This is a genomic window from Acinetobacter ursingii DSM 16037 = CIP 107286 (assembly GCF_000368825.1).
In the GTDB taxonomy this organism is placed as follows: Bacteria; Pseudomonadota; Gammaproteobacteria; order Pseudomonadales; family Moraxellaceae; genus Acinetobacter; species Acinetobacter ursingii.
The window spans coordinates 1-13,365 of record NZ_KB849711.1 but is presented as its reverse complement, the minus strand read 5'-3'; the positions used below and the strand labels follow the sequence as shown (position 1 = coordinate 13,365).

Annotated in this window: 11 protein-coding genes, 2 tRNA genes and 1 rRNA gene; 10 read left to right on the top strand and 4 right to left on the bottom strand. The window is 42.9% G+C overall.

The features are described from left to right. The first annotated feature begins 5 nt into the window (after positions 1-5). Both F944_RS01050 and F944_RS01045 read left to right on the top strand, forming a co-directional pair. The gene (locus F944_RS01050; protein ID WP_004985584.1) at positions 6-1,112 is read left to right on the top strand and encodes an ABC transporter permease; all 1,107 of its coding nucleotides are present in this window, start codon (positions 6-8) and stop codon (positions 1,110-1,112) included. Between the two features lie 9 nt (positions 1,113-1,121). After that, positions 1,122-2,039: an ABC transporter permease gene (locus tag F944_RS01045; protein WP_004985582.1), complete on the top strand. Its 918-nt coding sequence runs from the start codon at positions 1,122-1,124 to the stop codon at positions 2,037-2,039. 493 nt (positions 2,040-2,532) lie between these two features. Here F944_RS01045 and F944_RS01040 read toward each other — a convergent pair whose 3' ends face one another. From F944_RS01040 to F944_RS01030, 3 genes are read right to left on the bottom strand one after another with little or no spacing between them, the layout of a single operon-like run. Next, positions 2,533-3,105, bottom strand: a complete 573-nt coding sequence (locus F944_RS01040; RefSeq protein WP_004985579.1) for an L-threonylcarbamoyladenylate synthase type 1 TsaC — start codon at positions 3,103-3,105, stop codon at positions 2,533-2,535. 42 nt (positions 3,106-3,147) lie between these two features. Further along, the gene (dprA, locus tag F944_RS01035) at positions 3,148-4,278 is read right to left on the bottom strand and encodes a DNA-processing protein DprA (protein ID WP_004985578.1); all 1,131 of its coding nucleotides are present in this window, start codon (positions 4,276-4,278) and stop codon (positions 3,148-3,150) included. 11 nt (positions 4,279-4,289) lie between these two features. Continuing rightward, on the bottom strand, positions 4,290-5,441 hold the full coding sequence (locus tag F944_RS01030) for a LysM peptidoglycan-binding domain-containing protein (protein ID WP_004985575.1): 1,152 nt from the start codon (positions 5,439-5,441) through the stop codon (positions 4,290-4,292). Between the two features lie 121 nt (positions 5,442-5,562). Between F944_RS01030 and def the strand changes: the two genes are divergently transcribed. From def to F944_RS01010, 4 genes are all read left to right on the top strand, one after another. Next, positions 5,563-6,087 carry a peptide deformylase gene (def, locus tag F944_RS01025; protein WP_004985572.1) on the top strand — a complete coding sequence of 175 codons (525 nt, stop codon included), beginning with the start codon at positions 5,563-5,565 and terminating at the stop codon, positions 6,085-6,087. Positions 6,088-6,172: 85 nt separating this feature from the next. Beyond that, the gene (locus F944_RS01020) at positions 6,173-6,604 is read left to right on the top strand and encodes a DUF2946 family protein (RefSeq protein ID WP_370685012.1); all 432 of its coding nucleotides are present in this window, start codon (positions 6,173-6,175) and stop codon (positions 6,602-6,604) included. A gap of 101 nt (positions 6,605-6,705) precedes the next feature. Further along, entirely contained in the window at positions 6,706-8,748 is a 2,043-nt protein-coding gene (locus F944_RS01015) for a TonB-dependent copper receptor (RefSeq protein ID WP_004985567.1), read from the top strand. 43 nt (positions 8,749-8,791) lie between these two features. Next, the gene (locus F944_RS01010) at positions 8,792-9,049 is read left to right on the top strand and encodes a hypothetical protein (RefSeq protein ID WP_004985566.1); all 258 of its coding nucleotides are present in this window, start codon (positions 8,792-8,794) and stop codon (positions 9,047-9,049) included. Positions 9,050-9,094: 45 nt separating this feature from the next. On the opposite strand, the gene F944_RS01005 is transcribed toward F944_RS01010, so the two are convergent. Continuing rightward, positions 9,095-10,300: an oxygenase MpaB family protein gene (locus F944_RS01005; RefSeq protein WP_004985562.1), complete on the bottom strand. Its 1,206-nt coding sequence runs from the start codon at positions 10,298-10,300 to the stop codon at positions 9,095-9,097. Between the two features lie 86 nt (positions 10,301-10,386). Here F944_RS01005 and F944_RS01000 point away from each other — a divergent pair, with 86 nt between their 5' ends. From F944_RS01000 to F944_RS00985, 4 genes are all read left to right on the top strand, one after another. Continuing rightward, positions 10,387-10,980, top strand: a complete 594-nt coding sequence (locus F944_RS01000) for a TetR/AcrR family transcriptional regulator (protein ID WP_004985559.1) — start codon at positions 10,387-10,389, stop codon at positions 10,978-10,980. 471 nt (positions 10,981-11,451) lie between these two features. Beyond that, a 16S ribosomal RNA gene (locus tag F944_RS00995) occupies positions 11,452-12,988 on the top strand. A gap of 169 nt (positions 12,989-13,157) precedes the next feature. Further along, a tRNA-Ile gene (locus F944_RS00990) sits at positions 13,158-13,234 on the top strand. A gap of 55 nt (positions 13,235-13,289) precedes the next feature. Further along, positions 13,290-13,365, top strand: a tRNA-Ala gene (locus F944_RS00985).

Sequence of the window (13,365 nt, the reverse complement as noted above, 5' to 3'; positions counted from 1 at the left end):
TATATATGCATTTACTCGAACCACGTGATCATCCATCGACATTAATGAAGTGGCTTTCACCTATCATTGCGCTGGTCGCGACTTTCACTATTGGTGGCTTGCTGTTTATGGCTCTAGGGAAAAATCCACTTGAAGCGTTTCAGGTGTTTTTTATCGAGCCATTATCCAGTTGGTATGGCTGGAGTGAATTGATAATTAAAGCCAGTCCCTTAATTTTAATTGCATTAGGTTTATCTGTTGGATTTAAAGCTCGTATTTTCAATATTGGTGCCGAAGGTCAGTTGATTATGGGGGCGATCTTTGGGGGTGGACTGGCCATTGCCTGTCAGGGAGTTTCAGGATTTTGGGTATTGCCATGTATGGTGATTGCAGGGGCGATCGGTGGTGCGTTGTGGGGAGCCATTCCTGCTTTATTAAAAACCCATTTTAATGCACAGGAAACGCTGACCACGTTAATGCTGAATTATATCGCGACCTTCATTTTACTGTACCTAATTAATGGGCCGTGGAAAGATCCAGCAGGTATGAATTTTCCACAATCGGTAATGTTCGATGATGGAACCTTGTTTCCAATTTTATTTGAAGGCACACGGATCAATGCCTTGATCGTGGTCACCATTTTTGCAGTCTTGGCATTTTGGTTGTTTAGTAAACGCAGTTTTCTGGCGTATAAGCTCGAAGTGGGTGGACAAGCGCCTGATGCGGCACGTTACGCAGGTTTTTCTGCCAAACAGGCGATTTGGTTTAGCTTGATGATTTCAGGTTTTATGGCCGGTATTGCAGGAGTGGGTGAAGTCGCGGGGCCTGTCGGACAGCTTAATCCTAATATTTCTCCAGGCTATGGCTATGCAGCAATCATTGTCGCGTACTTAGGTCGATTAAATCCGATTGGAATTGTACTGTCAGGCTTCTTGATGGCTCTGCTTTACATCGGCGGGGAAACAGCCCAGCTCAATCTACAACTCCCTGCCGCAATTACAGGATTATTTCAGGGCATGTTGTTGTTTTTCTTACTGGCAGCCGATGCTTTTATCGAAAATCGCTATCGTTTTGGCAAGTCTAAAACCATGAAAAAAAATACAGCTTCCCTTGCATCAACTGAAACAGCTTAGGAGTCAGACATGATTGATTTAGTTCCAATTCTGGCCGGAACGCTGGCCGCAGGTACACCACTGATCTTTGCAGGGATGGGAGAATTAGTGGTAGAACGTACAGGTGTGATCAATCTAGGCGTTGAGGGAATGATGCTGATTGGCGCGATTGCAGGTTTTGCTTTTTGTGCAAGCACGGGATTAGGGCCTGCCGCGGGTTTAATCGCAGGTGCAATCGCAGGGATGGCAGCCGCCTTAATTTTTGCAATTTTGGCATTATCTCTAGCAGCCAATCAGGCAGCCTGTGGTCTCGCACTGACGATTTTTGGTGTAGGTTTATCGGCATTTGTGGGACAACATTTTGTGAGTAACAGTCTGGAAGGCTTAAAAGCGCTAGATATTCCAGTGCTCTCCGAGATTCCTTTTATTGGCCCGATTTTGTTTCATCAAAACTATGTCGTGTATTTGTCGATTTTAACGTTTTTTGTGATCTGGTGGGTTTTGGCAAAAACTAAGCTGGGTTTATTGCTTAAAGCTGTTGGAGAATCGCCAGAGTCGGCACATGCCATGGGTTATCCCGTCTTATTGATTCGTTACGGTGCAGTTCTGTTTGTCGGTGCAATGGCGGGAATTGGCGGTGCATTTTTATCGACTGTCTATACGCCACTGTGGGTGGAAAATATGGTGGCAGGTCGTGGCTGGATTGCGATTGCCCTAGTGGTATTTGCAGTCTGGAAGCCAGCACGATTGATGATTGGTGCATATTTATTTGGCGGTGTTACGATTTTACAGTTCCATGCACAGGCTTTGGGTTTAGATCTACCTGTTGAACTGTTGGCATCCTTACCTTATTTGGCAACTATTTTAGTGTTGGTGGTCATTTCGCGAGATAAAAAATTGCTGCAAATGAATTTGCCTGCCTCTTTAGGTAAATCATTTATTCCTTAAGGTTTCTAAAAACAAGAACCCTAATGATGAATAGATCACGCATTCAGAGATCTATTCATCAGCGTTAAATCTTTTAAAATAATTTGCTTAAAGAGCCGTTGGGTTGTTGTTTCTATATGATTTTTAAATAAATTTAAAATATGACAATAAATTCAAAATTTTAAAAAAATGAATGAAAATAGAATGATAATTTTAATTATTAAGTATAATTGAATAATAATGCTCATTATTTATAGGTTTTTATAAGATAAATAATATATTTGTATAAGACAAAAGAATCATCCATAATACATTCATTGCAAAATATGACTTAAATTCTAATCAGTCATTGCGATCAGATTTAGTTTACCCTCTGGATGTGATTGAAAAACATCCTTTTTTATGCTCAACCATTCTACATGGTTGAGCTTTTTTTATTTTCAAAGATCAATGTCTCTGCATTAAATAAGCAAACTGGATTTAGACAAATTAACGATCACTACTTAGGATGACTCTAAGCGCGTATAACTTGCCCTGTCAAAGCGTCGATAATGCGACTCGGTTCTTGACTCAAGCCTAAATCACCATTGAGATAATCAACTTTTGAGTCGAAATATTGACTCGCATCCTGCAAAGAACGTGCAGGTTCTAATCCCGCGGGATTGGCACTGGTGGAGACAATAAAACCATTAAATGCATGACACAGCGCCATACACAAAGCATGTGTCGTCACTCTTACCGCGACTTGGCTGTGCTGTCCAGTAATCCACTTGGGAATTTGTGCTGCATTGACGGGGAGTAGCCACGTGGTCGCACGTTCAGTCACGCTGCGATCGGTCCAGCTTTGAATCACCTGATGTTGTCGTTTTGAATCAAGATTCTGAAGTAAAGGTCGGACTTGATCGATATGACCTGCCAGTAAAATAACCCCTTTTTCAATCGGGCGTTGTTTTAGGTTGAGAATTTTATGAAAGGCTTGCTCATTAAAAGGATCGCAACCTAATCCCCACACGGCCTCAGTAGGATAGGCAAGCACATTGCCCTGTTTTAAGCTTTGTGCTGCTTCTACAACGGAGGTGGTCAGCATGATGATGTCCTGCTTGGATAAAAACAGTCGCTATTGTGAACGTTAATAGTTTGGTCGGCAACGTTGATATAAACCAGCCTGTTGCATACATAGTCCCGAGAGTTCAAGTTCCATCAATTGACCAGTTAATTCGGCAGTTGATCCAGTAAAGTTTTGAGCGAGTTGATCGATACTTTGTCCGATCCAATCCAGTTGTTGATATAAGCCAATTAAATGCTCTGGGATATGATGAGTTTGCTCAGTTGAGTCAGGTTGCACTTGCTGATTGATTTGCCATTGTGTTGGCAGCGCTAAATCTTCAATGATCTGTTCAGGATGATCAACCAAAATTGCACCTTCCCGAATCAGTTGATGGCAACCTTGATGAAATTCGCTATAAATATGCCCTGGAATCGCAAAAATGAGTTTGCCTTGTTTGGCTGCTTCATTGGCGGTGATTAATGAGCCGCTTTGCTGTTTGGCTTCAACCACCAGTACTCCCAGACTTAAGCCACTCACGATTCGGTTACGCCGTGGAAAATGACGTTGTAAGGGCAAGGTTTGCGGTAAAAATTCACTAATGACTGCACCTTGTTGTGCTATTTGTTGGCGTAAATCTTGATTGGCTGTCGGATAAGTCGTATCCAGACCCGTACCCATGACCGCGATACTACGCTGATGCTGTAAACCACCCTGATGTGCTGCTTCATCAATCCCATGTGCCAGACCGCTACTAACAAAGAAGCCTTTTTCACTTAAATAAAAAGCAAAATCATAAGCGACCTGTCGACCATGTGGACTAGGTTTGCGGCTACCTACAATTGCAATTTGTGGTTGTAGTAAGGCATCAACTTTACCCTGCCCAAAAATAATCGGTGGGCGATCTTCATAAGGAAGCAGTTGCGATGGGTATAGTGTATCATCGGGTGTAACAATAAAATCGGTGTACTGTTTTACCAAATTAATCAGTCTAGCAAAATCCTGTTGACCAGCATCGCTTTGATATTCTTGAACACGTTTCAGATGACTGGCATGTAAGCCCAACTGTGACCACTGCGCCAAATGTTGGGGCAACATGGCTTGTTCACAATCACCAAAATGATGTTTGATTTTTTGAAATGCAGAAAGAGAATGTTGCACCAGATACCACACCGCAATGGTGTGGTAGTGATGAGGATTCAAATTGTTTAGCATAAGATGGGTTTTTAATCGTCAAGACGGGGAGGCAAAATCTCAGCACCCACTTTAATCGGTAGGGAACTTTCTAACACATAGGCATAGCTTAGTTGGTCAAAAGTTCTAAATACCATCAAGGTTCCGACTTTCTGATTTGGTAATTTGATTCTTTCTTTGGTTTTAGGGTCCTGAACCGTTTCACCTTGTTGATAAATTGCAAAAACATGACCTGATTGCACACCATCCAGACGACCACGATCAATGGTGACTACACTATTTTTAGCAGCAGAACCGATTGAACCCATTACCCGAATGATCTGTCCACCTTGAGTCACCTGATTGGCTTCTGTTGGATAGAACAAAGTTGGTAACATGGCTTCTTGTTCAAACATGACCAGATCACCACGACGAACTTCAGCATTGTAGCTATCGGTCAGTTCCATGGTGGCAATATCATGGTCGACTTGAGTCACAATACCTGAAGCGACTTGCAGTAATTCCAAGCCCACGGTGTGTTTTTTGCCATTTGCATCTGTCAGCACATAAGGTTCGCCTTTACGATAGACCGCATAGCGTTGACCCGAAGTTAGGCCCTGACCGCGTACATAAACATTTTGCCCTTTACCTGCCAGTACACGCTGATCTGCTGTCCCTAAAATATAAGGTGTATTTTCGATACTGTCACTCGCGACAATGGCGGTACGATCTAACCATTGTTTGATATTGTCCAGTGGAATCACAGGAATCGTATTACTGAGTTGTTCAATACGAACTTGAGGCTGTAGCGTGGTTCGTCCCGAATAACGACGGATAATACCTTCACAACCATCACCTTCGTCACGGCCTACCAGTGGACGTCCATCTAGCGTACATAACAACAAGCGATCACCGGGATAAATCCAGTGCGGGTTCTTAACGTGTTTATTGCTTGCCCAGATTTCAGGCCAGCGCCAAGGTTTATCCAGAAATTTTCCTGAAATATCCCACAATGTATCGCCTTTTTTAACGACATAAACATTTGGTGCGCTTGCTCTGAGTGAAGGTGGATTCACGTTTGGACTTGCTGCGTAGGTTGCACTGAGTCCCGTCATCCCGAGTCCAGCGCAAATCGCCACAGCGATACAATGTTTTTTCAACCCCAAGGCATTAAATGATCGAATGCCGTGCAAAACCTTTTTCATTATCATAATTCCTAAAAATTATGTGTGTAGTTGCGTTATAATCAGCACAATACACACATTTTTTTGATGAAGCTTTTTCTTCATTGGTTTTTCGATCAATGGCATAAGTGAGGATAACCATATGGCCTTATTACCTATTTTAAGTTTCCCAGATCCCCGCCTGCGCACCATTGCTAAGCCAGTTGAAGAAGTGACCGATGAAATTCGTCAACTTGCAGCTGATATGTTTGAAACTATGTATGAAGCACCAGGTATTGGTTTGGCTGCGACACAAGTAGATCGTCATATTCAACTGATTGTCATGGATTTGTCTGAAAATAAAGACCAACCCATGGTATTTATTAACCCCAAAGTTACCCCACTCACCGAAGAAACTCAGCCGTACGAAGAAGGCTGTCTCTCAGTGCCTCAAATATACGATAAAGTTGAGCGTCCGTCACGTGTCAAAATAGAGGCAATTAACCTTGATGGTCAAGCATTTGAGTTGGAGGCTGACGAACTTCTCGCTGTTTGTATCCAACATGAAATGGATCACTTAAATGGCAAGTTATTTGTGGATTATTTATCGCCACTAAAACGTCAACGAGCGCGTGAAAAAGTTGAAAAAGTGGTGCGTCAACGTGAAAAAGTGGCAGTAAAACGCTAATTTTGGCAAAAGCTGTTGTACTAAAAGCCCAATTTTGATTGGGCTTTGTTATACTTGCCGACGAAAAAATGTTGAGATGAACGTTTTGCTGTTACGCACAGGGTTGCTGCTGGGTTTTACCGCAGTATTTTTACAGGTCGCGGTATTTTTACAACCGCTATTACCGAAGCAATATCAAATTGCTCCGGTCTGTGAAACTATTACCCAAGCGTTAAGGTTAACTGCATCATCTTCTTCTGATCATTCCTCGCTTTCAGCGATGCAGCATATGCATCATGATATGTCTGCACCATCCAAGCCTGTACAGGGTCATGACCATCATGATCTGAATCATCAATGTCAGTATTGTACGGTCTATGGCAATCTAGTGTTACCTCCTGAACTCGAAGTTAAAGAAGTTTTAGTCCGGATTCAGATTCGCTTATTGGCATATCAACAAACGTTTCGGCATATTTACTTCGCGCTTCAGCGACTTTTTTTACTACCTCAGGGTCGAGCCCCGCCTGTTTTCGCATAACTAAATACCTTTAGCTTTCTAGGTTTTAAAGCTTACATCATGCTTAAGCTGTTTTTGCGCAGTTTAGGCCACTCCGTATTTATGTTTTGAGATAAACAGACATGACTCAAACTCAATTTTTATTACAGCCGCTTTCGGCTGCGGTTTTGATCGCCCTAAGCTCAAGTGGCGTGTTTGCAGAAGATGATATTCAAACTAAGAAAATGGCACCCATCGTGGTGACGGCTCAGGATAATCGCCTATCAAATGGTTTAATGGTTCAAGCGAATCCCAAGCAGCCGATCCAGCCTGTACCTGCGACCGATGGTGCCGATTATTTACAAAGCATTATGGGCTTTAATGCGATTAAAAATGGTGGAACTAATGGTGATGTCACCTTTCGTGGCATGTTTGGTTCGCGCATCAAAATTTTGACAGATGGCACAGAAAATCTGGGTGCTTGTCCAGCGCGTATGGATGCGCCCACTTCCTATATTAATCCAGAAAGTTATGATCGAATTACTGTGATCAAAGGGCCACAAACGGTTCAATATGCCAATACAGGTTCTGCGGCGACCGTGATTTTTGATCGGGAACCAGAAAATTTAACGGCCAATCAACCTTATCGTGGTCAGGCCAGTGTCTTGATGGGATCTTATGGGCGACTCGATCATAATGTGGAAGCGGCGATTGGCGATGAAACTAAATATGCGCGTATTAATGCCAATCGTTCAGTAGCCAATGATTATCAGGATGGCAATGGTGACAAGGTTCATTCTAATTGGGAACGTTGGAATGCTGACTTGGCTCTAGGCTGGAAACCGACACAGGATTCATGGATTGAACTGAAAGGCGGAAAAGGCGATGGCGAAGCGGCATACGCTGGACGTACAATGGACGGAACACAGTTTCAACGTGAAAGTTTAGGATTACACGCAGAACAAAAAAACCTAACTGATGTGATTAAAAAAGTTGAAGTTCAAGTGGACTATAGCTACAACGATCACATCATGGATAATTATAAAATGCGTACCCCACCCATGATGCCTATGGCCATGGAAGTCACGCGCCGTACACTTAATACACGAGCAGCGATCACTACAGAGTGGGATAATTTTAGTGTGATTTCTGGTGTTGATCGTCAGGAAAATAAACATGCGGGCAATATGTACATGCGCGATGCAAATCCAATTCCACCGTTAGATGGAGATTTACGCTTTGAATCTTATGGTGCGTTTAGCGAATGGACCTATCGTTTAAATCCAAACAATAAACTGGTTGCTGGTGCACGTTTTGACCATGTCAAAGTGGGCAGTGCTGAAAATGATCAGGAACGAACAGATACTAATCCAAGTGGGTTTATTCGTATCGAAAGCACCTTGCCTGAGCATGGTTTTAAAACCTATGCAGGAATAGGTTATGTTGAACGTAGTCCAGATTATTGGGAGCTGTATAGCACCGCGACGGATCATGGAAACGGTTCAACCAATATGATGGGTCAGTCTTCTTATTTAATGGTTAATAATTTAAATAACTTAAAGACCGAGAAAACTGCTCAATTGGATATCGGGTTTGAGCAGCAACATGGTGCTTGGAACACATGGGCTTCAGCGTATGCGGGGTTGATCAATGATTTTATTCTGGTCAGATATAATGCGCCAAACGCAAGTCAAATGTATCCATTGGCAAATAATGTTGATGCGACGATTGCAGGTGCAGAAGCAGGTGTGGGTTATCAATTTAATGAGCATCTTCAGGCTGATCTTTCAGCGATGTATGCATGGGGCGAAAATACCACGGACAATAAGCCCTTACCGCAAATTGCACCGTTGGAAGGGCGTTTGAATCTACGTTATGTACAGGAAAAATACAGCTTAGGTCTGTTATGGCGCGCCGTTGCTGAACAGAATCGGATTAGCCTAAACGACGGTAATATCGTGGGCTATGATATGGGGAAAAGCAAAGCCTTTTCGACGCTAGCCATGAATGCAACATACAAGTACAGTGAAGCACTCGACTTCTCAGTCGGGATTGATAACCTACTCGATAAAGCCTATAGCGAACACTTGAATAAATCGGGTGCTGCCTTGTTCGGTTATGCTGCCAATGAACAGTTCAATAACATTGGTCGTAACTACTGGGCGCGTGTCAGTATGAAATTCTGATTTTCTGGATATAAACATCGTTTCAATTTTATGGAGAATGTCCATGCGTGAAAAACTGTCACCCGAAAAATCGATTTGGGGTTGGAAACTCCTGATCATCGCGATTATTTTAGCCTTTTTGTTTATGTGGGTATTTTATTTGGCAATGAATAATGAGCCTGACTATATGCCAATGCACAAACAAAAGCAGATGCAAATGCAGCATCAGATGCAGTCTGAGTCTGAAAAAAATGATGCTATGCCGATGGATATGAAAGATATGCCGATGGATCATCAACATGACCCATCATCTTCACATTAAAAGCGTTCGTTAAAAGACAAGAGGGAGTTTAAACTCCCTCTTGTCTTATTGATGCATACTGGCCAATTGTTTCGATTCACTTTGATATAAAGCTAGTCCCAGTTTTTGAATATTTCGTCCTTTTTCTCGCAAAGTTTGATCCAGTTTGGGCACAAATTTAGCCCCTGTATATAACACCAAATTGCGAATCATCAGATAATAAGCAAACCAAGCCGCTGAACCATGTTCTAAGCCTAACTTTTGCATACGCTTTCGACCAATAAAAAACTGAGTCACTTGCAGATGTTGTCGATAAGCTATTTTTTGTTGTAAGGGGCGAAGATAACGATAACGCCGTTCAAAAGGCTCTTTCGATAAACTCTGTCCAAGTGCAAAACTGGAATCATCAGATTGGGGATGGGCAAATTGCATCCAATACAACAATCGCCAACCCTCACTTTCCTGATCCACCAGCCATTTTTCATCGACGCCCATTAGCCAACCAATATATTTCCAAAAATGCAGAAAATTTTCGACTTCTTGTTGATTGGGTAAAATTCCCAGCGCACGAATTCCGAGTAATACCACGCCACTAAAAGCAATATTGGTCATGGCCAGATCAAACTGATTAATCGGTAAGCCCCAAGTACGGGCATCCCAACGTTCTGATTTACCTAACTGATGACGGACTAATGCATGAATAAACCGTACATAAATGGTTGAGGTAAAACCTGCATTAAAACGTTGTAAACTATTAGGTTCAGTAATATCAACCCACCACTTGGTGGTTTCAGCCAAGCGTGTTCCTGCCTGTTTTTTTAAGGCACCAGTGAGCATCAAAGGTTGATTAAATCCAGGATATAAATAACCCGCCATAAGTGATAAGTCCCGAAGAATAAAACCATTATTGATACCTAATTTATGTGTAAAAGCTAATGCAGCATCGATCTTATCTTGTTCCAGCCAAACAGGCGCTTGGGTGACATGTGCGAAGAAATGCTCAAGTTCTGGGATCGACTCTGGAAGTTGCTCAATGCCCTGAAACAAGGCTGTTTCAAAGAACTGACGATGTAAACGTGGATTTTTCATCATCCAGAGTATGAGCTGATCCATCTCTTGATCGCCCGACTGCAAGGCCTGCCCCAGTGCGGTGTATTCCTCAAAGCTGGGTTGAATCGGACGTTTATTGATGCGTGATAAAACACGACTCAACCAGCTCTGCTCGGACATGCGTTCAAAAGAAGATAATCTTGAGGGGGTTGTATTTTGCATTTGAAGTTTGTGCCTGATTATAGTTTAATCAAACTCTAATACGAATAATTATTCGTATTCAATTCGCATCTTGAAAAGAACATCCCATGAGAAAGCAGCCACAACAACAACGCGCCATTTATTTGGTTGATACTGTTTTACATGCAGCCCAATTATGTATTGCTGAATATGGGCTGTTGCAACTCACGACACCTAAAATTGCAGAGCGTTCAGGAATTAGTGTCGGATCAATTTATCAATATTTTGAAAATAAAGAACAAATTGTTCAGGAATTACTGTTGCGCAAAAGTGAAACATTAGGGCAGGCGCTTAAACAGCTTGTGGTGACACAAGAACAGCTCACGATTGAAGAGATTATTCCACTGAGTGTTCAATTCGGTTTTGATATGATGAAAGCCGATCAGGGCTTTTTTATTGAAGTGCTTAAACACTGGCATGGCTATAACCATTCAAAAGCCGCTCAGGTTTTAGAACAACATTTTTTTGAAGTTGGTTTATATGTATTTAATCGTTTTGATCGAGAGTGGGACTTTGAAACCCTAAAACATAAATCCTTTGTAATTATTAATAGCACTTTATTTACCATGATGCGCTACGTCAGTAATAATGATTTTTTGATTGAAGAACAGCAACTTAAGAATGAGTTATCGAAAATGATTTTAGCTTACTTAAAAAACTAAAATAAATTAAACAATTAAAATCATGTATTTATGTTTAATTTGGTTTAAAAGATAAGCACTTGAAAATTAAAAACCAGAATAAGGCTTGCGAAGAACTGATAATGCTGTAGAATGCGCACTCATCGGCGGTGAAGCGGATAAAAACTTGTTGAAAAACAGGGTGTTGGTTGGGTCTTGAGGGATTTGATTGATATTTTGGTTGAGTAAAATGAGTTTTAAAAATATCTAAATTGCCTGTTGACTTTTAAGAGATTGAGAGTAATATAGCCGACCTAGCTTGATGCTGACGAAGCATGAAGAAGATCATTAAGAATATAGAAGAACAACTTGTGTGGATTTTTACTAATTGATTGATCGAAATATTATCATTAATTGATTGGTTTAAATTACTCGAAGTTTATTTGAGAGAATTTGTCAGTAATTGATGAGCCAGAATTGGCACCTTGTCTTTAATAAGGTGCGAAATGATTTTAACTGAAGAGTTTGATCATGGCTCAGATTGAACGCTGGCGGCAGGCTTAACACATGCAAGTCGAGCGGAGAGAGGTAGCTTGCTACTGATCTTAGCGGCGGACGGGTGAGTAATACTTAGGAATCTGGCTATTAGTGGGGGACAACATTTCGAAAGGGATGCTAATACCGCATACGTCCTACGGGAGAAAGCAGGGGATCTTCGGACCTTGCGCTAATAGATGAGCCTAAGTCGGATTAGCTAGTTGGTGGGGTAAAGGCCTACCAAGGCGACGATCTGTAGCGGGTCTGAGAGGATGATCCGCCACACTGGGACTGAGACACGGCCCAGACTCCTACGGGAGGCAGCAGTGGGGAATATTGGACAATGGGGGGAACCCTGATCCAGCCATGCCGCGTGTGTGAAGAAGGCCTTATGGTTGTAAAGCACTTTAAGCGAGGAGGAGGGTACTGGTATTAATACTACCAGGTACTGGACGTTACTCGCAGAATAAGCACCGGCTAACTCTGTGCCAGCAGCCGCGGTAATACAGAGGGTGCGAGCGTTAATCGGATTTACTGGGCGTAAAGCGTGCGTAGGCGGCTAATTGAGTCGGATGTGAAATCCCCGAGCTTAACTTGGGAATTGCATTCGATACTGGTTAGCTAGAGTGTGGGAGAGGATGGTAGAATTCCAGGTGTAGCGGTGAAATGCGTAGAGATCTGGAGGAATACCGATGGCGAAGGCAGCCATCTGGCCTAACACTGACGCTGAGGTACGAAAGCATGGGGAGCAAACAGGATTAGATACCCTGGTAGTCCATGCCGTAAACGATGTCTACTAGCCGTTGGTCTCTTTGAGGGATTAGTGGCGCAGCTAACGCGATAAGTAGACCGCCTGGGGAGTACGGTCGCAAGACTAAAACTCAAATGAATTGACGGGGGCCCGCACAAGCGGTGGAGCATGTGGTTTAATTCGATGCAACGCGAAGAACCTTACCTGGTCTTGACATAGTAAGAACTTTCCAGAGATGGATTGGTGCCTTCGGGAACTTACATACAGGTGCTGCATGGCTGTCGTCAGCTCGTGTCGTGAGATGTTGGGTTAAGTCCCGCAACGAGCGCAACCCTTTTCCTTATTTGCCAGCACTTTGGGTGGGAACTTTAAGGATACTGCCAGTGACAAACTGGAGGAAGGCGGGGACGACGTCAAGTCATCATGGCCCTTACGACCAGGGCTACACACGTGCTACAATGGTCGGTACAAAGGGTTGCTACCTAGCGATAGGATGCTAATCTCAAAAAGCCGATCGTAGTCCGGATTGGAGTCTGCAACTCGACTCCATGAAGTCGGAATCGCTAGTAATCGCGGATCAGAATGCCGCGGTGAATACGTTCCCGGGCCTTGTACACACCGCCCGTCACACCATGGGAGTTTGTTGCACCAGAAGTGGATAGTCTAACTGCAAAGAGGACGTTCACCACGGTGTGGCCGATGACTGGGGTGAAGTCGTAACAAGGTAGCCGTAGGGGAACCTGCGGCTGGATCACCTCCTTAACGAAAAGATTGGTTGATTGGTAAGAATCCACAACAAGTTGTTCTTCTGGTATCTGAATGAAAAAGATTTAGAGAGAAGCTTTTAAAAAAAGAGCGAGAATCAAACACTACGCACAGCGAAGCTGTTTGTCTTGCGAAACTTTTAAAGCGGTGCTTTAAAACTTTCTCAGGGTCTGTAGCTCAGTTGGTTAGAGCACACGCTTGATAAGCGTGGGGTCACAAGTTCAAGTCTTGTCAGACCCACCATTCTGACGAATAGATTAATGAGTACAGAGTTAAAGATACGTAAATGATATAAGCTGGGGACTTAGCTTAGTTGGTAGAGCGCCTGCTTTGCACGCAGGAGGTCAGGAGTTCGACTCTCCTAGTCTCCACCA